This window comes from Micromonospora sp. NPDC047812 (assembly GCF_040704175.1).
Classification (GTDB): domain Bacteria; phylum Actinomycetota; class Actinomycetes; order Mycobacteriales; family Micromonosporaceae; genus Micromonospora.
On the sequence record NZ_JBEYRY010000001.1, the window covers coordinates 1 to 22,305 of the forward strand.

General features: G+C 74.1%; 22 protein-coding genes. 9 read left to right on the forward strand and 13 right to left on the reverse strand.

What is annotated here, in order from left to right; translation table 11 throughout:
• Window positions 1-723: 723 nt before the first annotated feature.
• The 6 genes from AB0883_RS00005 to AB0883_RS00030 all read right to left on the reverse strand — a co-directional run bounded on the left by AB0883_RS00005 (window position 724) and on the right by AB0883_RS00030 (window position 9,168).
• Window positions 724-1,719: a TauD/TfdA family dioxygenase gene (locus AB0883_RS00005; protein ID WP_366638151.1), complete on the reverse strand. Its 996-nt coding sequence runs from the start codon at window positions 1,717-1,719 to the stop codon at window positions 724-726.
• 51 nt (window positions 1,720-1,770) lie between these two features.
• Entirely contained in the window at window positions 1,771-4,776 is a 3,006-nt protein-coding gene (locus AB0883_RS00010) for a condensation domain-containing protein (RefSeq protein WP_366638153.1), read from the reverse strand.
• 2 nt (window positions 4,777-4,778) lie between these two features.
• Window positions 4,779-6,569 (reverse strand): non-ribosomal peptide synthetase, encoded by a 1,791-nt coding sequence (locus AB0883_RS00015; RefSeq protein ID WP_366638155.1) that lies wholly within the window; start codon window positions 6,567-6,569, stop codon window positions 4,779-4,781.
• 4 nt (window positions 6,570-6,573) lie between these two features.
• A complete protein-coding gene (locus AB0883_RS00020; protein ID WP_366638157.1) occupies window positions 6,574-7,395 on the reverse strand; it encodes a hypothetical protein in 822 nt (273 codons plus the stop codon).
• A gap of 91 nt (window positions 7,396-7,486) precedes the next feature.
• On the reverse strand, window positions 7,487-8,224 hold the full coding sequence (locus AB0883_RS00025; protein ID WP_366638158.1) for an ABC transporter permease: 738 nt from the start codon (window positions 8,222-8,224) through the stop codon (window positions 7,487-7,489).
• On the reverse strand, window positions 8,224-9,168 hold the full coding sequence (locus tag AB0883_RS00030) for an ABC transporter ATP-binding protein (RefSeq protein ID WP_366638160.1): 945 nt from the start codon (window positions 9,166-9,168) through the stop codon (window positions 8,224-8,226). Before AB0883_RS00030 ends, AB0883_RS00025 begins: the two co-directional genes overlap by 1 nt.
• A gap of 230 nt (window positions 9,169-9,398) precedes the next feature.
• On the opposite strand from AB0883_RS00030, the gene AB0883_RS00035 reads away from it, so the two are divergent.
• The 6 genes from AB0883_RS00035 to AB0883_RS00060 all read left to right on the forward strand — a co-directional run bounded on the left by AB0883_RS00035 (window position 9,399) and on the right by AB0883_RS00060 (window position 14,784).
• Complete coding sequence (locus AB0883_RS00035; RefSeq protein WP_366638162.1) at window positions 9,399-9,629, forward strand: hypothetical protein; 231 nt, start codon at window positions 9,399-9,401, stop codon at window positions 9,627-9,629.
• Between the two features lies 1 nt (window position 9,630).
• Window positions 9,631-11,103 carry an amidase gene (locus tag AB0883_RS00040; RefSeq protein ID WP_366638163.1) on the forward strand — a complete coding sequence of 491 codons (1,473 nt, stop codon included), beginning with the start codon at window positions 9,631-9,633 and terminating at the stop codon, window positions 11,101-11,103.
• Between the two features lie 126 nt (window positions 11,104-11,229).
• Entirely contained in the window at window positions 11,230-12,162 is a 933-nt protein-coding gene (locus tag AB0883_RS00045) for an ABC transporter ATP-binding protein (RefSeq protein ID WP_366638165.1), read from the forward strand.
• An 8-nt stretch (window positions 12,163-12,170) separates the two neighbouring features.
• Complete coding sequence (locus AB0883_RS00050) at window positions 12,171-12,995, forward strand: ABC transporter permease (RefSeq protein WP_366638167.1); 825 nt, start codon at window positions 12,171-12,173, stop codon at window positions 12,993-12,995.
• A gap of 38 nt (window positions 12,996-13,033) precedes the next feature.
• The gene (locus tag AB0883_RS00055) at window positions 13,034-14,182 is read left to right on the forward strand and encodes a histidine kinase (RefSeq protein ID WP_366640193.1); all 1,149 of its coding nucleotides are present in this window, start codon (window positions 13,034-13,036) and stop codon (window positions 14,180-14,182) included.
• On the forward strand, window positions 14,179-14,784 hold the full coding sequence (locus tag AB0883_RS00060; RefSeq protein WP_101411373.1) for a response regulator transcription factor: 606 nt from the start codon (window positions 14,179-14,181) through the stop codon (window positions 14,782-14,784). Before AB0883_RS00055 ends, AB0883_RS00060 begins: the two co-directional genes overlap by 4 nt.
• A 9-nt stretch (window positions 14,785-14,793) precedes the next feature.
• Here AB0883_RS00060 and AB0883_RS00065 read toward each other — a convergent pair whose 3' ends face one another.
• Window positions 14,794-15,762 carry a peptidoglycan DD-metalloendopeptidase family protein gene (locus AB0883_RS00065; RefSeq protein ID WP_366638170.1) on the reverse strand — a complete coding sequence of 323 codons (969 nt, stop codon included), beginning with the start codon at window positions 15,760-15,762 and terminating at the stop codon, window positions 14,794-14,796.
• 202 nt (window positions 15,763-15,964) lie between these two features.
• Here AB0883_RS00065 and AB0883_RS00070 point away from each other — a divergent pair, with 202 nt between their 5' ends.
• Entirely contained in the window at window positions 15,965-16,690 is a 726-nt protein-coding gene (locus AB0883_RS00070) for a Clp protease N-terminal domain-containing protein (protein ID WP_366638172.1), read from the forward strand.
• A 6-nt stretch (window positions 16,691-16,696) separates the two neighbouring features.
• Here AB0883_RS00070 and AB0883_RS00075 read toward each other — a convergent pair whose 3' ends face one another.
• Both AB0883_RS00075 and AB0883_RS00080 read right to left on the reverse strand, forming a co-directional pair.
• Window positions 16,697-17,215 carry a hypothetical protein gene (locus tag AB0883_RS00075; RefSeq protein WP_366638173.1) on the reverse strand — a complete coding sequence of 173 codons (519 nt, stop codon included), beginning with the start codon at window positions 17,213-17,215 and terminating at the stop codon, window positions 16,697-16,699.
• Between the two features lie 122 nt (window positions 17,216-17,337).
• The gene (locus AB0883_RS00080) at window positions 17,338-17,529 is read right to left on the reverse strand and encodes a DNA repair protein (RefSeq protein ID WP_366638175.1); all 192 of its coding nucleotides are present in this window, start codon (window positions 17,527-17,529) and stop codon (window positions 17,338-17,340) included.
• Between the two features lie 335 nt (window positions 17,530-17,864).
• Between AB0883_RS00080 and AB0883_RS00085 the strand changes: the two genes are divergently transcribed.
• Window positions 17,865-18,527, forward strand: coding sequence for a GNAT family N-acetyltransferase (locus AB0883_RS00085; RefSeq protein WP_366638176.1), 663 nt, complete (start codon window positions 17,865-17,867; stop codon window positions 18,525-18,527).
• 200 nt (window positions 18,528-18,727) lie between these two features.
• Here the strand turns inward: AB0883_RS00085 and AB0883_RS00090 are convergent, their stop codons facing one another.
• The 3 genes from AB0883_RS00090 to AB0883_RS00100 are packed head-to-tail and all read right to left on the reverse strand — an operon-like array spanning window position 18,728 to window position 20,497.
• Window positions 18,728-19,426, reverse strand: coding sequence for a TetR family transcriptional regulator (locus AB0883_RS00090; RefSeq protein WP_121396225.1), 699 nt, complete (start codon window positions 19,424-19,426; stop codon window positions 18,728-18,730).
• Complete coding sequence (locus AB0883_RS00095) at window positions 19,389-19,883, reverse strand: DCC1-like thiol-disulfide oxidoreductase family protein (RefSeq protein ID WP_366638178.1); 495 nt, start codon at window positions 19,881-19,883, stop codon at window positions 19,389-19,391. Before AB0883_RS00095 ends, AB0883_RS00090 begins: the two co-directional genes overlap by 38 nt.
• Window positions 19,880-20,497 (reverse strand): hypothetical protein, encoded by a 618-nt coding sequence (locus tag AB0883_RS00100; protein WP_366638180.1) that lies wholly within the window; start codon window positions 20,495-20,497, stop codon window positions 19,880-19,882. Before AB0883_RS00100 ends, AB0883_RS00095 begins: the two co-directional genes overlap by 4 nt.
• 165 nt (window positions 20,498-20,662) lie before the next feature.
• Between AB0883_RS00100 and AB0883_RS00105 the strand changes: the two genes are divergently transcribed.
• Window positions 20,663-21,025: an STAS domain-containing protein gene (locus AB0883_RS00105; RefSeq protein WP_366638181.1), complete on the forward strand. Its 363-nt coding sequence runs from the start codon at window positions 20,663-20,665 to the stop codon at window positions 21,023-21,025.
• Window positions 21,026-21,031: 6 nt separating this feature from the next.
• Here the strand turns inward: AB0883_RS00105 and AB0883_RS00110 are convergent, their stop codons facing one another.
• Window positions 21,032-22,234: a PP2C family protein-serine/threonine phosphatase gene (locus AB0883_RS00110; protein ID WP_366638183.1), complete on the reverse strand. Its 1,203-nt coding sequence runs from the start codon at window positions 22,232-22,234 to the stop codon at window positions 21,032-21,034.
• Between the last annotated feature and the right edge of the window lie 71 nt (window positions 22,235-22,305).

Consider the following 22,305-nt stretch of genomic DNA (forward strand, 5'->3'; position numbering starts at 1 on the left):
CAGGAGGTGGGGGTGCATGGTGGGGGTTATTGGGTTGGCAGTGCGGAGTTGCTGGTCAGGCATTGTCGGGTGGTGGTGGGGCATGAGACCGTCACGCGGGACTGATGATCCGCGCACGCACGGTGTGGGAAGGGCGCCCCGCACCTCTGCGAACCGGTAACGGCGTGGACCGGGACCGGCTCTCCCGCCGTCGCGTTCCGGCTGCCCCGGGCCACCGCCACCGGGGCCGGGCGGGGGGAGGGATCGGCGTCCCACAGAAGGCCGTACCTCCGCGCGCGCGACGATTCCACGTCTGCGCAACGCATTGACGCGAGTCGCCGGCCGGCGAATGTGGCGGGGCGGGCGGCCCAGGGTCGCGGAATTGTCGACCCTAGCGCCGGGAGGCGAATGACGTCCTCGCGGGAAAAGCACCGCTCGGTCAAATGCGAATGATGCCATGCCTCGCCGCGGGGCGGAACACCGCGGTCGGGGAACCCGGACCGGGCCGGGCACGGCGGCTGCGCGGCGGCGGACGGCGGCTGCGCGCGCCGGGGGCCTGCGTGGCGCCGGACGGGGTGTGCGCGGGCAGGTGTCGTCGCCGGTGGGCGGCGTCCGCGGGGCGGGACACGGACGCGGTGGTGCGGGCTGCCGCATTCCGGCGCCGATCACCACCGCGTCCCACGGTCCGTCGTCGACGAGCCGGTCCGTGCGTACGGATCCTGCGTCGACCCTCCGGGCGGGCCGTCAGTTGCCGCTGTCGAGCACGTTCCCGTCGTGCGGGCGCAGGGCCCGGGAGCGCCGGAAGTCGCGGTGCACGAAGATCCGCTGGAGCCACCGGTCGCGGCCGTCGTAGCGGGGCGTGAACTCGGTCCGGCCGTGCAGGGCCAGCCGGTTGTCGACGACCGCGAGGTCACCGGGTTCCAGGATGAACGTCCGGCGGACGGTGCGCAGCGCGTCGCCGAGCATCGACAGCGCCTGCGCCGCCTCGGGGTCGAGGGGGAACGAGCTCTCGAAGTCGACCTGGACGTTCGGGTCCTCGAAGCTGCCGCTGAGGATGCCGTGCGGTTCCGGCGCGCTGCGCAGGTCGCCGAACGACGCCGGCGGTTCGGTGACGAACCGTGGCTCGTGCAGCACCCTGCGGACCTGCTCGGACAGCAGCGGCAGGGCGTTGCGGATCGACGTCACCTGCAACCCGGCCACGTTGTCGTGGTCGTTGCGTAGGCAGTGCAGCCCGACGTAGTCCGGGCGGTAGACGTGGAAGGCGTTCTCCACGTGCATGGACAGCGTCACCGAGCCCGCGTTGCCCTGGAACTTCTCCATGCCCGGCACCGGCACGACGTCCTGCACCAGCGCGCCGGCCTTCTCCTCCTTGAAGGCGATGAGCTCCCCGAGTTGCAGCCCGAGCAGCACCTGCGCGGCGGCGGGCACGGTGGACTCCCGCTGCGCCGAGCCGGCCACCGTGGGCGTGTCGGGCAGCTCGTCGGCGTCCACGGGCAGGTTCCGCACCAGCAGCACGGCGTCGGGCCCGGGATCCCAGGCGAAGCGCCGCACCATCTGGCGCAGGCGTACGGGCAGGTTGCTGGAGAGTTCGCGGGCCGTTTCGAGCCAGGCGGCCGAGTCCACCAGGCGCGGCGGTCGGCCCGCCAGGTAGCGGGCGATCGTGTCGACCTCGATGTTCTCCTCGCGGGTCAGGACGATCGAACGGTCGGTACTGCGTGTGGGCTGGACGTCGACAGTCACGCCGAGCCTCCTCTGCTGAGGTTCGAGACGGTGTGGGGGTTGAGCGAACGGTCAGTCGTCGTCCTCGTCGTCGTCCCAGAACGCGTCCTGCAGGTGCTCCGCGAGCTGCCGTGGCGTCGGGTTGGCGAACAGGTCGGCGAGCTGTACCGGCATCGACAGTTCGGTCCGCACCCGCTGCACGAGCTGGGCGCCCAGCAGCGAGTGGCCACCACTGGCGAAGAAGTTCGAGTCCGCGTGCAGGCCCGGCCGGTCGAGCATCTCGGTCCAGATCCCCACCAGGGCGACGGTCGTCTCGTCCGGCGGGTCGGCCTCGGCCGACGCCCTCGCCGCGGCGAGCGCGACGAGGGCCGCGCGGTCCACGGTGCCCGCCACGGTGACCGGCAGCTGGTTCAGCACGACCAGGTCGGGCGTGAGCGGCAGGGCGGCGCGGGCGTGCTCGCGAAGCCGCTCCGCCACGTCGGGCTTGCGGGACTCGACGAACGCGACGACCGTGACGTCCTGCGCGTCGCCGGTGGACCCGACGGCGGCGACCGCCTCCACGTCCGGGTGGGCGGCGAGGACGGACTCGATGTCGCGCAGGTGGATCCGCTGGCCGGCGACGCGTACCTGGGCCGACAGGGGGCCGACGACGTCGATCCGGCCGTCCGGCAGCAGGCGGGCGAGGTCGCCGGTGCGGTGGAACCGCCCGTACGTGGGGTGCTCGCCGAACCGGGCGGCGGTCAGCTCCGGCCGGCCGTGGTAGCCGGCGGCCAGCGTGTCGCCCGCGACGCACAGCTCCCCGCGTACGCCGATGCCCAGCTCGTGCCCGGTGCCGGGCTCGGTGACGAAGACGCGGGCGGCCGGGAGGACACCCGTCCCCTCCCGTCCGCCGTCGAGCGCGGCGTACCCGGCGACGCCGTGCGTGGTGTAGCCGTGGTGCGGCGTGCATCCGGTGGCGTGCAACTGCGCGGCGAGCGGCCGGGGGAGCGGTTCGTGGGCCACCAGGACGGCGCGGCCCGCGAGCCGGGCACCCGCGTGCTCGACCACCTTGCGCCACACCGCCGGCGGCGCCTGCACCACGGTCACCCCGTGCCGCTCCACCAGCTCGCCGAGCGCGTGGCCGTCGGCGCGGGCCCCGTCGGGGGCGACGACGACCCGGCCGCCGGTGGTCAGCGCGACCAGCAGCTCCGTCAGCGCCGCGTCGGTGGCGGCGCTGCCCAGCCAGGCGGTGACGGCCGGCCCGGTGGTGGTGACCCGGTCGGCGAGCCGCGCGACGGCACGGGCCAGGGCCCGGTGGGTGACCGTCACCGCGAGCGGGGCGGTCGCGTCGAGGTGGTACTCCAGGTAGGCCACCGCGTCGAGGCCGGGACCGGACGGCGCGTCGGTGCGGACCGCGTCGGTGGGGCCGGGAACGGCGGGGATACGCACCGCGCCGGGCACGGGGAGGCCCTCGGCGGCCAGCACCGGGTCGGCACCCGAGTCGGCCAGCCGCGCGGCGAGGTCGGGGATCGGCTGGGTCGGGTCGAGCAGGACGCAGCGCTTGCCCGCCAGCCACACGCCGAGCCACGCGGCGGCCAGCTCCGCGCCGCGCGGCGCCAGCACGGCGACCGTGCTCCCGGCCGAGGCCGCGACCAGGTCCCGGGTGGCGATCGCCGCCGACCACAGCCGGCCGTACGACACGGCGTCCGTGCCGTCCTGCACGGCGACGAGGTCCGGGTTCGCGGCGACCGTCGCGTGCACGGCGTCCAGCACGGACGCCGTGGTGGCCGACTCCGGCGGCGACGCCGGCAGGGCGAGGTCGGCCGCGCCACGGCGGGACAGCTGCGCCACCGGCCGGTCCAGGTCGTCGCCCAGCTGCACGAGCAGCGCGTCGTACCGTTCCAGCAGTAACCCGACGTCGGCCGCGTCGAAGGCGTCGACGCAGAACGCCGCGCGGACAGTGGTCGCCTCCTCGCCCGGCATGATGAAGAACTCCAGGTCGAAGCGGCTGTAGCCGTTCTCCACCATGACGTGGCGCACCGGCATCCCGGTCAGCGTGGCGGAGGCGTCGACGGTGCCGGGCACGTAGTTGAACAGGTGCCGGAAGAACGAGCTGCGCCACGACGACGGCGCGTCGCCGAGCACGGCGGGGGACACGTGCTCCAGCGGTACGTCGGCGTGGCTGATCGCCTCGAGGAAGGTACTGCGCGTCTGCTTAACGACGGCGCGGAAGTCGGCGTCCGGGTCGACCCGGACCCGCAGCGGCACCAGGTTCGCGTGGTAGCCGATGGCGCTCATGCTGCGCTGGTCGCGGACGTTCACCGGGGTGCCGATGACCACGTCGGAGCCCGCGCCGTGCTGGGCGAGCAGCACCGAGTACGCCGCGAGCAGCACGACGGCCTCGGAGGCGCGCAGTTCGCGCTGGAAGCGGCGCACCACGGCGCGGGCCGGCGCGGAGAGTTCGTGGTGGACGGTCCGGGCGCGCAGGGACGGCGCCCCGACGGGCGGCCGGGCGCACCACAGGCCCGCCTCGGCGGCCCGCAGCCCGTCGAGATTCTTGCGCCAGTACGCGACGCTGCGCTCGTCCGGCGCGCGCTCCGCGAGCGCGGCCACCGGGGCGTCGTCCGGCCGGCGTCCCGCCGCGAGCGCCTCGTAGCCGGCGAGCAGCTCGCGGAGCAGGATCGTGGTCGACATGGCGTCGAAGTTCAGGTGGTGCACGACGACGCAGCACACGTCGGCGTCCGCGCCCGCGCGGACGCCCGCCCGCAGCAGGGGGCGGCCGTCGATGGCGAAGGGCTCGGCGGCGAACGCGGTCAGGTCGGCGTCCCTCCCGTCGTCGCCCGCCCCGATCTCCACCACGGGCACGTCGACCTCGTCGGGACCGAGCACCTCCCGGGTGAGCGTCGCGTCGCCCGAGCGGAACACCGTGCGCAACACCTCGTGGCGGGCCAGGACCGCCCGCAGCGCCGCCGTGAGCAGCCCGCGGTCGATCCGGCCGGCCACCTCGAAGGCGACCGCCACGTTGTTGACCCCGGTGTCCGGCACCAGCCGCTCGAGCAGCCACATGGCTGCTTCCTTCCTGCTGGCTGCGATGGTCATGCTCACTCGTCCCCTCGGTCGGTGTCGGCGCAGACCTCGGCGAGTCGCGCCACGGTCCGGTTTTCCAGCACGTCGCGCAGCGACAGCGTGAGCCCGCGTCTGCGTGCCTCGTTGACGAGTTGGGCGGCGCCGAGGCTGGTGCCGCCCCGGACGAAGAAGTCGTCGTCGACGCCGATCGAGGAGACGGCCGTGTAGGTGGCGAAGAGCTCGCACAGCAGCGCCTGCAACTCGTCGGCCGGCGCCCGTCCGCCCGACGTCGCCGCGACCTCCGGCGCCGGCAGGGCCGCCGTGTCGAGCTTGCCGTTCACGGTCAGCGGCAGCGCCGCGAGGCTCACCACGGCGCTCGGCACCATGTAGTCCGGCAGCGTCTCGGCGAGGTCCTTGCGCACCTGCTGGGGGTCGATCCTCGCGTCCGTCCCGGGCACGACGTACGCGACGAGCTGCTTGACCTCGGGGGTGTCGGTGCGGATCACCGCCGCCGCGTGGCGCACCTCCGGGCGGCGCAGCAGCGCCGCCTCGATCTCGCCGAGCTCGATGCGGTAGCCGCGGATCTTCGCCTGGTTGTCGACCCGCCCGCAGAACTCGTACTCGCCGTCCTCGGTGGGCCGGACCCGGTCACCCGAGCGGTACATCCGGGACCCGGCCGGGCCGAACGGGTCCGGGAGGAACCGCTCGGCGGTCAGGGCGGGCCGGCCGAGGTAGCCGCGGGCCAGCTGGCCTCCCGCGATGAACAGTTCGCCGATCTCACCGGGCGCGACCGGCCGGAGCCGCTCGTCCAGCACGTGGAAGCGCACGTCCGGCATGGGCTGACCGATGGGCAGCGGTCCCGGCGGCACCGGCTGGTCCGGCTCGATGACCACGGTGCTGCACCCGACGGTCGTCTCCGTCGGGCCGTACTCGTTGACCACGCGCGCACCCGGGTGCCGGCGTCGCCACGCGTCGACGGTCTCGCCGAGCAGCAACTCGCCGCCGGCCATCAGCTCCCCGGTCGGGGAGGCCTCGGCGGGCAGGGCGGTGAGCAGCGGAATGTGCGACGGCGTCACCTTGACGAACGTCGGCCGCTCCTGCCCGTACGGTCCCGCCGCGGGCGTGCCCATCTCCTCCAGGGCGCCGAGGTGCACGCAGCCGCCGGTCGACAGCGGCGCGTAGAACGCGGTGACCGTCAGGTCGAACGCGAACGAGGAGTGCAGCACGGCGCGCCCGCGCACCCCCGGATAGGAGCGCTCGACGTGGCGGAGGTACGTGTCGAGCTGGCGGTGCTCGATCACCACGCCCTTCGGGCTGCCGGTGGAGCCGGAGGTGTAGATGACGTACGCGGGGTTGGCCAGCCGCAGGGGGGCGAGCCGGTCCGCGTCCGTCGGATCGGTGTCCGGCTGGCCGGCGTACGCGTCCGACTCGTCGAGGAGCACCCGCGGCAGGCCGGCTCCCGGCACCGCGTGCTGGTCGTCGGCGGTGGTCAGCAGCAGCATGGGCCGCGCGTCGGTGAGCATGTGCTCGATCCGCTGCGCCGGGTAGCTCAGGTCCAGCGGCAGGTAGGCCGCCCCGGCCTTGAGGGTGGCCAGCGCGGCCACGACCAGGTGCGCGGAGCGGATCCCGATCGCGACGAGCCGCTCCGGGCCCGCGCCGAGCGCCACCAGCCGGTGCGCGAGCCGGTTCGCCTCGGCGTTCAGCTCGGCGTACGTCATCCGGTGCGCGCCCCACACGACGGCGGTGGCGTCCGGGGTGCACCGCACCTGCGCGGCGAACAGGTCGGGAAACAGCGCGGGCCCGCGGCCCGCCGGGCTCGGCGCCATCGCGCTACCCCGCTATCCGCACGCCGGCGTCCGAGCCGGTCATCAGGCCGGAGACCGCCGCGGCGACGTCCGGGTGCCGCAGCATCTGGTCGTGGTCGACGTCGAGCCGGATGTTCCGCCCGAACACCTGCTCCCGCTGGGTCGAGTGTGCGGAGGTGATCGCCGTCGCCGTCTCCCACCGCGCGGTCGGGTCGATCTCCGCCGCCGCGCGCAGGTAGCCGACGAACGAGGCGAAGCTGCCGCCCAGCTCGCCCCGGACGTCGTCGTCCAGCCCGAGCCTGCGGCCCGCGACGTCGATGGCGTCCCGGAAGATCCCGGCGAGGGCGGGCCCGATGAGCGTGAGGTCCTCCAGGCCGTACTTCTCCTGGACCGCCTGACCGTCGGCGTGGAACGCGGCGATCTCCTCGGGGGAGAGGATGGTCCGCAGCGCGTCCGCGGCGGCGTGGAAGTCCCGGTACAACCCGACGATGTTCGGCAGCTCCGGATCCAGCAGGATCAGCGTGGGCGCCTCGTCCTGCACCTCGGCCAGCCGGGACGCGAGGGGGGCGGCGAACACCGCGCCCACGCAGTAGCCGATCACGGTGTCGACCGTGCGCTCGCGCCGGCGGACGCCCTTCACCCACCGCTCGACGTAGTCGTCGCCGGACATGGTCTCCTCGGCGCCCGAGGCGGGCGCCACCGTCTCCCAGATCTCGCCGGGCGCGCTCAGCAGCGGGACCAGGTCCCGGAAGCATGCCTGGGTGCGGCCGGTGCTGGTGAAGTCGACGGTGAGCGTGAGGCCGCCCGGTTCGCCCTTGCGCAGTATCTGCCAGGCACTCTTTTTCACGATGGAATCCCTCGTCGTAGCGGTGCGTACGGTCGTCGTGGTAGGAACGCGGGGCCTTCGGCGTCTGCCGTCCACGCCTGGTCGCGGGCGCTCAGACGCGGGCGCTGTCCTTCAGGTACCGCAGGGTCACGGCGCCGCCGAGCACCACGGTCCAGCCCGCGAGCACCAGGGCGGCGAGCCCGAGCCGGGAGTTGTCCTCGAACGGGCTGTGGCCGATCTCGGCCAGCCAGTGGCTCGGCACGACCGCAGACACCGCCTGAAGCCACTCGGGGAACGCGACCGCCGGGAACAGCGCGCCGCCGATCGCGCCGAGCAGCAGGTGCGTGACGGAGGTGAGGACCTGCACGCTCTCGGCCGTGGCGATCTGGCCGATGAGGACGCCCAGCAGCGCGAACGGCAGCGTGCCGAGCCAGACCCCCAGCACAAGTAGCAGCCAGCCGCCCAGCGGCAGCTTGACGCCCTGCAACAGCGCGCCGGTGAGCGCGACCGCCGTGATCGCCGGGAAGGCCACCACCATCGCCGCGGCCAGCTTCGCCGTCAGGTAGGCGGTCGGCGACAGGGGGGTGATGCGCAGCTGACGCTGCCATCCGGTCGACCGTTCGATCGCCACCCTCGAGCCGACGTTCAGCGCGACGAACAGCGCACCGAAGGCGGCGAGGCCGCCCAGCAGGTGCTCGCTGAAGTCGATGCCGGTGCGCTCGACGACCTCGCCGCGGAACAGGTTGGCCTGCATGAGGTAGAGCAGCGTCGGGAACAGGAACGCGCCGATCCAGAACTTGCGGGCCCGGATCACCCGTTTCACTTCGAGTTTGAGGAAACCCGTGCTCATCAGGCGGCCCCGCCCTTCGTCGCGGTGAGGGCCAGGAACGCCTGTTCCAGGCCGAGGGCGCCGATCTCGACGTCGTACGCCCTGGGGAAGCGCGCGAACAGCTCCCGGGCGGCGGCGTCGGAGTCGGAACAGACGAGTTCGACGCGCTGGCCCCGGGCCTCGGCGGTCATCACGCCGGGCAGCAGACGCAGCTGCTCGACCGTCGCGTCCGGAACGGTGGCGGACAGCGAGCGCCCGGCAACCACGCTGCGGATCTCGGCGACGGTGCCGTCGGCGATGACCACGCCGGCGCGGACGAGCACCACCCGGTCGGCGAACTCCTCGGCCTCCTCCAGATAGTGGGAGGCGAAGACCACGGTGCGCCCCGCGTCGGTGAACTCCCGCATGGAGGCCCAGAACATGTGGCGGGACTCGACGTCCATCGCCACCGTCGGTTCGTCCAGCACCAGCAGGCGCGGATCGGACACGAGGGCCATCGCCAGCCGCAGCCGCTGGCGCTGACCACCGGAGAGCCGGGTCCGGCGATCCGCGATGTCGGTGAGGTCGGTGCGGCGCAGCACCTCGGCGATCGGGAGCGGTTTGGCGTGCAGCGACGCCGCCATCGTGAGCAGCTCGCGGATGGACACGTCGTCGAGCAGCGCGCCGTCCTGGAGCGTCGCCCCGATGATGCCCCGGGTGATGGCCTCGCGCGGGGTGTGCCCGAAGACGCGGATCTCGCCACGGTCGGGGCGGGTGAGCCCCAGGATCATGTCGACGAGCGTGGACTTTCCCGCGCCGTTGGGCCCGAGTAACGCGACCACCTCGCCGGGAGCGAGGTGCAGGTCGATGCCGTTGACGGCGCGCACGTCGCCGTAGCTCTTGTGCACATCCGACACGTCGATCGCCTGTGGGTCTGCCGCACCGAGCGTGGGTGTGGCCACGAGGTTCCCGATTGCGTTGGTCATTGATTTCCCCATTAGATCGGTGCGGGTATGCGAATAGTATTTAGCAGCGTGACTCGGTCGGAATCCAGGAGTTCCGGGGCCACCCGCCGTGATGATTGGCGTCCGGCATGCCTTTTTCCGGGGGGGTGAGGGGTGACCGTAGGGGTTACCCCGCGATGGCCGTACCCGCCATCGTCGGACCTGTCGTGGTCCTGGGCTGCGCATTCCGTGGCCCGTGCGGGGAGGTGTTCGTGACACGTCAGAAGCGGAACGGTGACGTTCATTCGTCGAACGGCGACGTGAGAACGGACGTCGTGGTCCGTGACGACATCACGGCTGAGCTGTTCGCTTTTCCACACAGCGACTTTTTCCGGGAAACCGTGAGGGGCACCGAACGGGAATTGGCCGGTAATCGGCCCGTCGTTTCTGCCGCCCCGCGAACCGTCGCGACCGGCCGGCCCGATCACCCGGGGGTGGGCTGACATGGACCGCCTCGCCGCCGCGGCCGAGCGGGCCGACCGGCTCGGGCCGATGCTCGGCACCTTCCTGCACCGCTTCCCGATCGACGACCCCGGTACGGACGGGCCGCTGCGCGGCACGCTGATCGGCGTCAAGGACGTCGTCGCCGTCGCCGGCGCGCCGAGCACCTGCCAGAGCGTCGTGCACGACGCGAGCTGGTGGGCCGACCGCGACGCGACAGTGGTGGCCCGGCTGCGCGCGGCGGGCGCCGTGATCGTGGGCAAGACCACGATGGCGGAGCACGCGCTGTCCCGGCCGGACCCGGACGCGTCCTTCCCGGTGCCGCGCAACCCGTGGGACCCGCACCGGTGGACCGGCGGGTCGAGCTGCGGCAGCGCCAACGGCATCCCCGCCGGGTTCTTCGACGCGGGTGTCGGCACCGACAGCAACGGCAGCATCCGGATCCCGGCCGCGCTGTGCGGCGTGACCGGGCTGAAGCCGACGCAGGGTCTCCTGCCGGCGGCGGGCGTCCGCCCGCTGGCGCGGTCGGTCGAGACGGCGGGTCCGCTGGCCCGCACGGCCCGGGAGTGCGCGCGGCTGCTCGCCGTGATGGCGGACCGGCCCGCGGAGCTGTCCCGGCCGGCGCTCGCCGACCTCGCGGGCGTCCGCGTCGGCGTCCCGGGCGACCTCGTGCGGTACGCCGCCGGGCTGACCGACGACACCGCCGCCGCCTTCGACGCCGCGCTCGACGAGCTGCGGGCCGCCGGGGCGGAGGTCGTCGACGTGCCCTTCGACGAGGCGTTCCCGCTCTTCGCCGCGCAGCTCGTGACGATGCTGGTGGAGGCGTTCGAGGTGCACGGGGCGCAGTTCCGGGCGCGCTGGAACGACTACGGCCGGCCGTTCCGGTGGAACGTCGCGCTCGGCGGCGTGCTCCCGGCGGAGACGTACCTGCGGGCCCAGCGGGTACGCGGGTGGGGCGCCGAGGCCCTGCGGGCGCGGTTGCGCGACGTCGACGTCATCGCCACGCCCGCCTGGCCGTCCGCCGCCCCCCGCTACGACGACCAGGCCAGCCTCCAGACGATCTCCTTCCTGCCCAGCATCTGGAGCGCGGTCGGCTTCCCCGCGCTGGCGCTGCCGATGGGGGCCGACGGCGACGGGCTGCCGCTGTCGCTGCAACTGGCCGCCGCCCCCGGCCGCGACTTCGAGCTGGCCGCCGTCGCCGACGTCTACCAGCGGCGCACCGGCTGGCACGAGCGCGAGCCGAAGCTGGAGATCGTGACGGACCTCGCGGGAGTCTGCGCCCCGGAGGCGCCCACCGACGGCGTCGACCCCGTCCGGCGGGAGCGGCTGGCCCAGGCGTTCGGCGAGCTGGGCGTCCCGCTGGGCGAGGGGGACCTCGACCAGGTGACCATGACGTGGTCGAAGGTGCAGGCCCTCGCCGGGGTGTTGCCGGAACTCCCGGTGGACGTGCCGCCGTTCGTCGCCACCGGCGGGTGAGCTCGACCGCGACGGCGCGGGCGTCGCACACGTGGGGGACGCACGGGTGAGGCATGCGTACGACACGGTCGGAACGTGACGCGGCGGGGGTTGGTTCTGTCGCCAGTCGCCGGCAGCCTGTGAAGCATGGATGACGTCGTGATCGAAGTGGACGGGCTGCGCCGCAGCTACGGGGAGTTCGAGGCGGTGCGCGGGATCTCGCTGCGGATCCGCCGGGGCGAGCTGTTCGCCCTGCTGGGCACCAACGGTGCCGGTAAGACCACCACCATCGAGGTCCTGGAGGGACTGCGACCGGCCACCTCCGGCCGGGTCCGGGTGCTCGGGCTGGATCCGGTGCGCGACCGGGCCGCGCTGCGTCCCCGGACGGGGGTGATGCTCCAGCACGGCGGGTTCACCGGCGCGCTGACCGTTCGGGAGACGGTGGAGATCTGGCGCTCCCTCACCGTCCGGCCGCAGACCGTCGGTGAGGTGCTGGAACTGGTCGACCTCGGCGGCCGGATGAACGTGGCGGTCGAGCAGCTCTCCGGCGGCGAGGGCCGGCGGCTGGAGCTGGCGCTGGCCGTGCTCGGCCGGCCGGAGGTGCTCTTCCTCGACGAGCCGACCACCGGCATGGACCCGGCCTCCCGGCGCCGCACCTGGGACGTCGTCCGGGAACTCCAGAAGGGCGGGACCACCGTCCTGCTCACCACGCACTACCTGGAGGAGGCGGAGGTCCTCGCCGACCGGGTGGCCATCATGCGGGGCGGGAGCATCGTCGCCACGGGCGCCCCGGAGGACGTCGTGCGCACCCTGCCCGCCCGGATCAGCTTCCGGCTGCCGGCGACGGACGCGCTTCCCGACCTGCCGCACGCCGCCCGTTTGGTCGATGGCGACCGGGTCACGTACGAGTCCCGCCAGCTCCAGACCGACCTCACCCGGCTGCTCGAATGGGCCAACGCGGCCGACATCCGGCTGGCGTCCCTGTCGGCCCGACCGGCCACCCTGGAGGATGTCTTCCTGGACATCGCCGCCGACCACGACCTGACCGACCAGCACGCGGAACCGGAGGCCGCCCGATGAGCGGGACGATGACGACGCCGAGCCCCACCACCACCGCCGCCCCGCGCGACCGGGCCACCAGGCCGCTCTGGCAGATGGCCGCGATGCTGAAGATGGAACTGCTGGCGCTGCGTCGCAACTGGACGGCCACCACCATGTCCGTGGTGACCCCGCTGATGATCGCCATCCTGCTCGTCAGCGAGTACGGGGGCGAGGCGGTGTCGGGCGTCCGCCGGGTCGTCAGCATCACCACCCTGATCATTGTCTTCCTGGTGCACCACCACCTGACCACCGTGTACGCGTCGCGCCGCCAGGAGCTGGTGCTCAAGCGGCTGCGGGCGGGGCTCGCCTCGGACCGCACCATCCTGCTCGGCACGGCCAGCAGCACCGTGGTGATCTTCCTCGCCCAGTTCGTCGTGCTGGCCGGCTACGCCACCCTGGGGCTGGGCCTGCCGATGCCGAAGAACCCGCTGGTGATGGCGGTGGCGCTGCTGTTCGGCTCCGCGATCATGGCGGCGTTCTCGGCGGCGCTCTCCGCGATCACCCGCAGCTCCGAGGCGGCCATGCTGACCACCCTGCCGACCGTGGTGATCTTCCTGGCCACGCCGGGTGCGCTGCTGCCGCTCGGCGCGCTGCCGGAGTCGCTGGAACGGATCCTCTGGTTCCTGCCCATGGGGCCGTTCACCGAGATCATGCGCGTCGGCTGGCTCGCCCGCACCGACGAGGGCCAGGCCCTGAGCTTCGGCGGGACTCTGGCCGAGACGCTGCCCTCCTTCGGGGTGCTGCTGGTCTGGCTGGCGGTGTCGCTGTTCGTGGCCGCCCGGTACTTCCGATGGGAGCCCCGGCACGGATGATCGAGGTCATCGCGCCACCTGGCATCGGGAGCGTGAGCATGGAGCGGGCGCAGGTCGAGCGTGACGTCGGCCTGCGCCGCGCCCGTGCCGTCACGTTGAGCACCGTGGGCAGCGGCGTCCTGGGCACGCTGCTGCTGGCCGCCGTCGGACTGTCACGGGAGGACGATCGCCGCTGGGTGCTCGCCGGGACGGTGGGCGTCGTCCTGTTCGTCGCCGCGCAGAGCGGGGCGCTGTACGGGGCGATCACCCCGTGGCTGGCCGAGTCGACGCGGCGCCGCCTGCTCGCCGGGTTCGTCTGGGCCGCCGTGCTCTCCGTACCGCTGGTCGGGCCCGTGGGCGGGCCGGAATGGGCGACCTGGGGATTCCTGGGGGCGTCGGTGATCGGCTCGGTGTCCCTGCTGCGGCAGTGGTGGGCCGCCGGCCCGGCGGTGCTGCTGTCCGTGGCGACGGCCGCCGGGGTGGCGGCCTGGAACGGGGCCCCGGTCCGCGGCCAGGTCACCATCGTGCTGGTCGCCGGCCTCTGCATGGCCGCGTGGAACGCCCTGCAGCTCTGGCTGTGGGGGCTGCTCGTCCAGGCGCAGCGGGGGCGGGCCGCCCAGGGCCGGCTCGCCGCCACAGAGGAGCGGCTGCGGTTCGCCCGCGACGTGCACGACCTGCTCGGGCACAGCCTCTCGGTCATCGCGCTGAAGGCCGAGCTGGCGTCCCGGCTGGCGGCCACGGACGCCGGGCGGGCGAGCCGGGAGGCCGCCGAGGTGCAGCGGCTGGCCGCGTCGGCGCTGGTCGAGCTGCGCGAGGTGGTGCACGGGTACCGTGCGGTGGACCTCGGGGACCAGATCGCCGCGGTGGAGCAGGTGCTGCGTTCCTCCGGCATCCGCTGCGCGGTCGCGCTGCCGCCGGACGACGTACCGTCGGAGATCGCCCGGCAGCTCGTCGCGGTGCTGCGGGAGGCCAGCACCAACGTGCTGCGGCACAGCCGGGCCACCTGGTGCACCATCGAGATCAGCCAGGACGAGGACGAGGTACGGATGACCATGACGAACGACGGCGCCAAGGGGGCGTCGCCGGACCGGCACAGCTTCGGGCTGCGCGGGCTGGCCGAGCGGCTGGCCGAGGCCGGGGGGACCCTGCGCCACCGGATCGACGACGGGGTGTTCCGCCTCGACGTGACGGTACGGACCCGCCCGTGATCAGGGTGCTGCTCGCCGACGACGAGGACCTGATCCGGGCGGCGCTGGCCGCCCTGCTCGGTCTGGAGTCCGACCTGGAGGTGGTGACCGAGGCGCCGGACGGGCGGGCCGCCGTGACCGCCGCGCTGGCCCACCGGCCGGACGTCGCCGTGGTGGACCTCCAGATGCCGGCCCTGGACGGGCTGGAGGTGACCGCGGAGCTGGCGCGCGTCCTGCCCGCCTGCAAGGTGGTGATCCTGACCGGGCACGGCCGGCCGCCGCACCTGCAACGCGCGCTGGCGGCCGGGGCCAAGGGGTTCCTGCCCAAGGGCGCGCCGGGCGGGACGCTCGCCGACGTCATCCGCCGGGTGCACGCCGGCGGCCGGTACGTCGACCCGGCCCTGGCCGCCGACGCGCTCACCGCGCCCGAGTGCCCGCTCACGCCGCGCGAGCTGGACGTGCTCCGGCTGGCCGAGTACGACACGCCGGTGGCGGAGGTGGCCCGCCGTACCCACCTGTCGGCGGGCACGGTCCGCAACCACCTCTCCGCGGCGGTCAGCAAGCTCGGGGTGGCCAACCGGGCGGAGGCGTTCCGCACCGCCCGGGACAACGGCTGGCTCTGACGGCGCCGCTCAGATGAGCACGCTCCAGGTCACCGGGCCGACGAGGCCGTCGACGACGAGGCCGTTGCGGCTCTGGAAGCCGCGCACCGCGCTGGTGGTGACCGACCCGAAGCCGCCGTCCACGAGGAGGCTCGCCCCCCGGGCGTTGAGCGCGGTCTGCAGGCCGCGCACCAGGTCGCCGGAGTTGCCCTCGCGCAGGGGCAGCACGAGCGCGGTCCAGGTGATCGGGCCGACCAGGCCGTCGGCGTAGAGGCCCCGGCCGCTCTGGAAGCTGCGCACGGCGCTGGCGGTGGCGGCGCCGAAGTTCCCGTCCACCACGACGGAGATGCCGCGCGCCCGCACCAGGTACTGGATCACCCGGGGCACCCACCCCGACGCGCCCTGGCCGACGCTGGGGTAGCCGGTGCTGCCCAGCGGGGCCGTCGAGCCGAGGGTGATCCCCTGGTTGGCCAGGAAGACCCGGGGATCGAGCGAGGTCAGTCGGGGGCGGTGGATCTCGAAGTGCAGGTGCGGGCCGGTCGAGTTGCCGGTGGTGCCCATCAGGCCGATCAGCTGGCCGCAGCTGATCTGCTGGCCGGCGCTGACCAGCACCCGGTGCAGGTGGCCGTAGTAGGAGAAGTAGCTGTCGGCGTGGTTGATGTGGACGCTGTTGCCGGTGCGTCCGCCCAGGGGGCCGCTCGTCGTGTCGCCCGGGTACGAGTTGGTCCTGACGTCCCGGACGGTGCCGGCGGCGGCGGCGTAGACCGGGGTGCCCTGGCTGTTGGCCACGTCCCAGCCCAGGTGCCCGGGCCGGCTGGGAATCTTGTAGCCGGAGGTCAACGTGCCACGCGTCGGGTTGCTCCAGGCGCCGACGGCGGCCTGCGCGGGGCTGGGCAGGCCGACGACCCCGATCCCCACGCCGACGCCGAGCGCCGTGAGGAGGGTGCGGCGCCGGGCCGGTACGTGGCTCAGGCCGGCTGTCTCCGGTGCGTCACACATGTTGCCTCCGATGTTCGTCCCGCAGGGGCGGTTGGACGATGGAGACCGGATCGTAAATCTTCTATATCGACCGGGGCAATGGTGAAAGTTTCCTACGACCGTCACGCACCGTCGTCCGCCGGGGTCGGCGAGCCGGAGGCGCTGGGGACCGCATCGTCAACTTGGGGTTGACGGTCGAGTGCCGTCAACTTATGGTTGACGCATGACGGAACCAGTGCAGATGAACAACCCGGTACGTCTGGACGACCTGATCCAGGCGATCAAGAAGGCGCACACCGACGCGCTCGACCAGCTCACCGACGCGGTCATCGCCGCCGACCATCTCGGCGAGGTCGCCGACCACCTGATCGGCCACTTCGTCGACCAGGCCCGCCGCTCCGGCGCGTCCTGGACCGAGATCGGTCGCAGCATGGGCGTCAGCAAGCAGGCGGCGCAGAAGCGCTTCGTGCCGAAGCCCGACGACCCGCCGCTCGATCCGCAGCAGGGCTTCTCCCGCTTCACCCCCCGCGCGCGCAACGTGGTGATGGCCTCGCAGAACGAGGCCAGGGCCACCGGGCACGCCGAGATCCGCCCCGAGCACCTGGTGCTGGGGCTGCTCAGCGAGCCGGAGGCCCTGGCCGCGAAGGCGATCGTCGCCCAGGGGGTGCCGCTGGAGCGCGTACGCGAGGCCGCGACGGCCGCGCTGCCGCCCTCGACCGCCGAGGTGCCCGACCTGATCCCGTACGACGCCCAGGGCAAGAAGGCGCTGGAGCTGACCTTCCGGGAGGCCCTGCGGCTGGGGCACAACTACATCGGCACCGAGCACATCCTGCTCGCGCTGCTGGAGCACGAGAACGGCGCCGGGGCCCTCAGCGGGCTCGGCGTGGGCAAGGCCGCGACCGAGGAGTGGGTGGCGGCGGCCCTGCGGGCCGTGCAGATGCGGGAATGACCCGCCTCAGGGCGCGGCCGGGAAGCCGTAGCGGGCGGCGTGCTCGGGATCCGTCGGGTCGACCTGGCGGATCCCGGCGTCGGCGAGCCGCTTGTTGACCTCGTCGAGCCGCTCGCGCACCAACCGGGCCTCCTCCTCGGTGACCCGGCCCCGGTGCGGCCGGCCGGCGTGCTCGATGGTGCCGTAGTCGACCCGCTCCGCGCCCTTGCGGGCCTTCGGCGGGCGGACCCGCTCGGCGGTCTTCAGCAGTTGCGCCATCGGCACGTCGGTCGCCATCGCGTCGAACTCGCTCGCGGTGAGCACCACCCGGCGCGGCTCGCCGTCGCCGTGCCGGTCGTGGATCTCGACCACCGCGACGTCCAGCGCGGCGTCGTCGATGGCCTCCACCTCGACCGGGGTGGCGTCCAACCGCACGGGCCCCGCGACCAGGTCAGGGTGCTCCAGGACGACGACGCGGACCACCTCGTCGTCGGGCTGGATGGCCGTGCCGCTGAAGTCGGAGACGTGGATCGTCTTCTTGCCCATGCGCGGAGCTTCTCCTGTCGTAGGCCGGGATGCCGGACCAGAAGAAATTACCCGACAGGTGTGCGAAAGCCGCCGGTGGACCGTCCGGGTGTGTCGCGGAGCCGCCCCGCCGCCCGCAGCGGTCAGCGGGTGTTCAGGCCGCCGCGCGAGGAGGCGCCGGCGGGCTGCTTGTTCACCTCGCTCCAGGAGAGCGCCCCGGTCCCGGCGCGGTGACCCCGGTACGCCGACTGGGCCGGGAACCGCCCGCCGGCCTCGGTGGCCCGCCAGAGTCGCTCGGGGTCCTGGTGGTACCGGTCGTTCGGCTGATTCGGCATGACCATACCGTCCCAAACAAAGTTGTCCATGTATGAAAGTGAATATGACGACCGATCGATGCGTCCGGTTCCCGTGATCTGCGACCGTCCCACGAATTCGTGGCCGTCGGCGTGCCGGTACGTCTACCCGCCCGCCGCGCCACCCAACCCTCGCGCCGGGGCGCCTCCCCCCGGGGCCGGTCCGTCGGGTCGCGGGACGCCCGGTCGCCCGCCCCGGACGGGTTCCGTCCCGCGGGGTCGCCGCGCCCGCGTACGGTGATCGTCGGCGAGGCGGGCCGGGCGTCGGCGGCCCGGCCGCCGGGTGACCACCGACGGCCGCGGGGAGGTGACCGGCGATGTCCGACCGGCGGCTGCACCTGCACCTGGCGTGCTGGCTCGGCCAGTGGCCGGCGGGTCCCGGGCTGCATGTGGTCGGCTCGCACCGACGGGCCCGACCGGCCTGGGACGGCCGGCTCCGGCCGGCCGTCGCGGTGACCGCCGGCGCGAGCACCGTGCTCTCGGTGTCCCCCGACCGCGTCGCGGCGGTGCGCGAGTGGGCCCGGCGGCCGGGCGGGCCGCCGCTCGCGCAACTGCCCGCCGTGGTGGCGGGACCCGGCTGGGCGGTGCACGACAGCGTGTTCCGGTGGAGCGTGGCGCCGGCCCCACTGCCGGACGTGGGGGAGTGGACACCCGCGGGCGCCGCCGGGCTGCCGTCCTGGCTCCGCGTGTTCGACCGTCCGGTGCTGGTGGTGCGCGACGCCCGGGGGCACTACCTGGCCGGGGTCGGGATCAAGCGGCACGACGCGTACGGCCACGAGCTGGCCGTCGGCACCGTGCCGACGGCCCGGGGGCGGGGACTGGCCCGGCGGCTGGTCGCCCAGGCGGCGCGTCGGGTGCTCGCCGAGGGGGCCGTCCCGACGTACCTGCACGACCCCGCCAACACCGCCTCCGCCCGGGTGGCGACCGCCGCCGGCTTCCCCGACCGGGGCTGGCGCTCGTTCGGCGTCTACCCACCCTGAGCGCGCGCACGGCGGCGGCGCGCGGACCGTGGATCCCGGGCCGGATCCACGGTCCGCAGTCTCCCCCCAGGGTCCCGCGGGTGACGTACGCACCAATCACGCTACGTAACTGTTGTGGCGAAGACAAGGCGCCATGGGTGCGACCCGGGTGTCGAATAGGGATTTGACCTGCGACTATTCGCAGGATGGCGTCGTGGGGGTCAGTGACGCAGCGTGCGAATGAGGTCGAGCACCTGCCGGGTCACCGGGCGCAGCACCCGCAACCGGGACAGCCCCACCAGCCGGTCGACCAACGGCACCGCGCCGTCGATCAGCTGCCGGGTGCGGGCCTGGCCGGGCGAGCGGTCGTAGACCCAGTAGAGCACCACACCCATGTACGCCAACCAGAGCAGCTCCGGCAGGTGCGGGCGCAGCTCCGGGTCGACCCGGGCGGTGGAGCCGTCGAGCGCCTCGGCGAAGAGGCCGATCGCCGCCTCGCGCGGGCCGGACGACTCCGCCGAGAAGGGGCTCAGCGGGGAGGTCGGTTCCGCCGCCGTCTTGAAGAAGCTGGCGGCGAAGGCGTGCGACGGGGTGAGCACGTCGATCCCGGCGTGCATCACCCCGGCCAGCCGGGCGGCAAGGTCGGGTTCCCGGGCGAGCACCGGGCCGGCCGCCGCCCGGTGCTCCGTCTGGGCGCGGGCGTAGAACTCCTGGATCAGGTGTTCCTTGGAGCCGAAGTAGTAGTAGGCGTTGCCCACCGCCACCCCGGCCTCCTGGGCGATGGCGCGCATGGTGGTCCGGGCGTACCCGCGCTCGCGGAACAGCCGCATGGCGGTGTCCAGGATGAGCTGCCGGGTCTGCTCGCCGCGCGCGGTCGCCGGCTCACCCGCAGCGGTCGTCGGCGCAGTCTGCTCGGTCATCGGGGTCACCGTATCCCGCCAGGCCGTCGCCCGGCTCCGCCCACGGGTCGCGGACGCGTTCGCGGACCGAGGCGGCGGCGGCGACCACCCGCCGGGCGAGGGGGAGCAGGTGCGGTCGGGCCAGCCGCTCGGCGGTGCCCCGGTGGTCGGCCAGGGCCCAGAGGCAGGCGAACCAGGCGCCGTCGCCCGCGTACACCTCGCCGGTGTCCGCGACCACGGTGAGGTCGCGCAGCGTGGCGTCGTGGTCCAGGCCGGGGAAGCGCCGCCGGGCCTCGGCCGAGCCGGCCGGCACGAACTCCAGGGGTACGAGCTGGGCGCGGGACGCCAGCCAGCGCCGGGCGGACCGGCAGAGCGGGCAGTGCGCGTCGTAGAGGACCGTGAAGCCCCGGACGCCGCCGCCCCCGTGCGCGGTGGCGTCCGGGAATCCACCCGACCCGCCGACGGGCCTGGTGGTCATCGGACCGGCGGGCTGCCGGCCGGCCCGGTCTCCGCCCCCGGACCGGCGGGGTGCGGGCCGGCGGGGTGCGGGCCGGCGGGGTGCGGGCCGGCGGGGTGCGGGCCGGCGGGGTGCGGGCCGGCGGGGTGCGGGCCGGCGGGGTGCGGACCAGCGGGGTGCGGACCGGCCGGGTGCGGACCGGCCGGGTGCGGGCCGGCGGGGTGCGCGCCGCGCGGGGCGGGCGGCATCGGCAGCCGGCCGACCGGCGCGAGCGGCGGGTGGGTGGCGAACTGGCGCAGCCGGCCACGGCGGTACCGGCCGAGCGCGAAGACGTTGAAGAAGTGCAGCGCGCCGAGCACCAGCAGCACCAGGCCGATCTTGAGGGAGAGTTCCTCCATGGCCTGGGCGGTGGACCCGACCGGGTCGGGGTGCTTCATCGCCACCGTGACGTAGCCGAGGTTGAGCAGGTAGAAGCCGACGACGAGCAGGCTGTTCACGGCCCTGGCCAGCCGTTCGTCGGCGAAGACCTCCTCCAGGAAGACCAGCCCGTTGCGCGACAGCGCCCGGGCCACCCAGACGGTCAGCCCGATGCTGATCGCCAGGTAGACCAGGTACATCCAGACCTTCGTGTCCATCGCCGACGCCTCTCTTGAACGCGTTCAAATCTTGTCGCCTCAGCGTATGCGACTTCTTGAACGCGTTCAAGTGGCCCTCGCGGCCGTCGGCGTGGCCCGGCCGGGCGAGGGTCGGTATGGTCGAGTCGCGCCGGTGCCGGCGCGTCCTTCGACGGTGAGGCGGCCATGGACCGGGGCGAGCGGAACGCGGAGCCGGGGCGGGTGGTCCTGCGCCCGGCCGGTGAGATCGACATGGCCACTGCCGGCGACTTCGAGGCGACGCTCACCGAGGCGCTGCACCGGCCCGGCGTCCGGGAGGTCGTCGTCGACCTCGCCGACGTGCGGTTCCTGGACTCCAGCGCCGTACGCGTCCTGGTGCACGGCGTCTCCGTCGGCCGCGAGCGCGCCGTGACGCTGCGGGTGACCGGCCCGCAGCCGGGTGTGGCGCGGGTCCTGCGGATCACCGGGGTCGGCACCCTGCTCGGGCTCGCCGACTCCGACTCCGACGCCGGTCGGCCCGTCGCGCGCGGGTGGCGCGGGCTGGACTGACCGGGCTCAGGGCTCCGAGTTCGCCGACGCGTCGGCGGACCACTCGACCAGCAGCAGGGTCGCGTCGTCCTGCTGCGCCCCGCCCTGGTGTTCCTGCACCGCGTGACTGAGGCGGCGTAGCGTCTCCGCGGCCGGCAGCCCGGAACCGATGTGCCGTTCGGCGAGGTCCGCGAGGCGGGACAGCCCGAACATCTCGCCCGCCGGGTCGCGTGCCTCGGTCATCCCGTCGGTGTGCAGCAGCAGCCGGTCGCCGGGCTCCAGCCGGGTCTGCGCCACCTCGACGCGGCCGTCGGGCAGGCCGAGCGGGAGCCGGCGGCCCCCGGTCAGCTCCCGCACGGCCCGTCCCCGGCGCAGCAGCACCGGCGGCGGGTGCCCCGCGTTGACGTACCGCAGCAGTCCGGAGCCGGTGTCGAATTCGGCGAGCACCGCGGTGACGAAGCGCGCGTCGTGCCATTGACCGGCGATCGCGACGTCCACGGCCCGGACCAGGCCGGGCAGGTCCGAGCCGGCGCGCCGGGCCGCCCGCAGTGCCGCCAGCGCCACCGAGGTGGTGAGCACCGCAGGCAGGCCGTGCCCGACCCCGTCGAGGATCGCCAGCGTCACCCGCCCGTCGTGCACCGCGTAGTCGAAGGCGTCCCCGCCGACCTCGTAGCAGGGCTCGAGCAGGGCGCTGAGCACCACCTCCGAGGTGGCGAAGGTCAGCGGCGGGAGCAGGTTCCAGAGCAGCTCGGCGGAGACCCCCATCGGCCGGCTGCGCCGCGCCCGGTGCAGGGCGTCCCCGTAGTCCCTCTTGCTGGTGACCAGGTGACCGACCAGGCCGGAGACGAGCCGGCAGCCGTCGCGGAGCGCCTCGTCGGCGAGGTCGGCGTCGGCCGGCGGGAACACCTCCAGCAGCCCCAGCCGGTCGGTGCCGTTGACGATCGGCACCCACAGCCGGGGCGGTGGCCCCTGCCCCGCGTGCACCTCGACCTGGGTGAAGGCGCGCCCGGCCAGGCTGGTGTCGATCGGCAGCAGCTCCGGTGCCGTCCGCCCCGAGCCGGGCAGCGGGCGCAGGCCGTGCTGCTCGGCGTCGACCAGGTACACGGTCGCCGTCACGCCCAGCGGCCGGAGCACGGCGCCGACCGTGGCCGCGAGCTCGTCCGGCGGCAGCCGGTGGGACCGGGACAGCAGGTCGGCCAGGGCCCGGTGCCAGGGGTCGGTGGCGGTCATGCAGTCGCATACCCCGGCCGGGCCCGGTCGAAGCCGGCCGGGCCCGGCCGGGGGAGCGATCCGCCGCCTGA

Coding starts and splice junctions, on each gene's coding strand:
- AB0883_RS00010 (WP_366638153.1), bottom strand. CDS start 4,776: ATGACCATCGCAGCCAGCAGGAAGGAAGCAGCCATGTGGCTGCTCGAG.
- AB0883_RS00015 (WP_366638155.1), bottom strand. CDS start 6,569: ATGGCGCCGAGCCCGGCGGGCCGCGGGCCCGCGCTGTTTCCCGACCTG.
- AB0883_RS00025 (WP_366638158.1), bottom strand. CDS start 8,224: ATGAGCACGGGTTTCCTCAAACTCGAAGTGAAACGGGTGATCCGGGCC.
- AB0883_RS00030 (WP_366638160.1), bottom strand. CDS start 9,168: ATGACCAACGCAATCGGGAACCTCGTGGCCACACCCACGCTCGGTGCG.
- AB0883_RS00040 (WP_366638163.1), top strand. CDS start 9,631: ATGGACCGCCTCGCCGCCGCGGCCGAGCGGGCCGACCGGCTCGGGCCG.
- AB0883_RS00045 (WP_366638165.1), top strand. CDS start 11,230: ATGGATGACGTCGTGATCGAAGTGGACGGGCTGCGCCGCAGCTACGGG.
- AB0883_RS00050 (WP_366638167.1), top strand. CDS start 12,171: ATGACGACGCCGAGCCCCACCACCACCGCCGCCCCGCGCGACCGGGCC.
- AB0883_RS00055 (WP_366640193.1), top strand. CDS start 13,034: ATGGAGCGGGCGCAGGTCGAGCGTGACGTCGGCCTGCGCCGCGCCCGT.
- AB0883_RS00065 (WP_366638170.1), bottom strand. CDS start 15,762: ATGTGTGACGCACCGGAGACAGCCGGCCTGAGCCACGTACCGGCCCGG.
- AB0883_RS00070 (WP_366638172.1), top strand. CDS start 15,965: ATGACGGAACCAGTGCAGATGAACAACCCGGTACGTCTGGACGACCTG.
- AB0883_RS00075 (WP_366638173.1), bottom strand. CDS start 17,215: ATGGGCAAGAAGACGATCCACGTCTCCGACTTCAGCGGCACGGCCATC.
- AB0883_RS00080 (WP_366638175.1), bottom strand. CDS start 17,529: ATGCCGAATCAGCCGAACGACCGGTACCACCAGGACCCCGAGCGACTC.
- AB0883_RS00085 (WP_366638176.1), top strand. CDS start 17,865: ATGTCCGACCGGCGGCTGCACCTGCACCTGGCGTGCTGGCTCGGCCAG.
- AB0883_RS00090 (WP_121396225.1), bottom strand. CDS start 19,426: ATGACCGAGCAGACTGCGCCGACGACCGCTGCGGGTGAGCCGGCGACC.
- AB0883_RS00095 (WP_366638178.1), bottom strand. CDS start 19,883: ATGACCACCAGGCCCGTCGGCGGGTCGGGTGGATTCCCGGACGCCACC.
- AB0883_RS00100 (WP_366638180.1), bottom strand. CDS start 20,497: ATGGACACGAAGGTCTGGATGTACCTGGTCTACCTGGCGATCAGCATC.
- AB0883_RS00105 (WP_366638181.1), top strand. CDS start 20,663: ATGGACCGGGGCGAGCGGAACGCGGAGCCGGGGCGGGTGGTCCTGCGC.
- AB0883_RS00110 (WP_366638183.1), bottom strand. CDS start 22,234: ATGACCGCCACCGACCCCTGGCACCGGGCCCTGGCCGACCTGCTGTCC.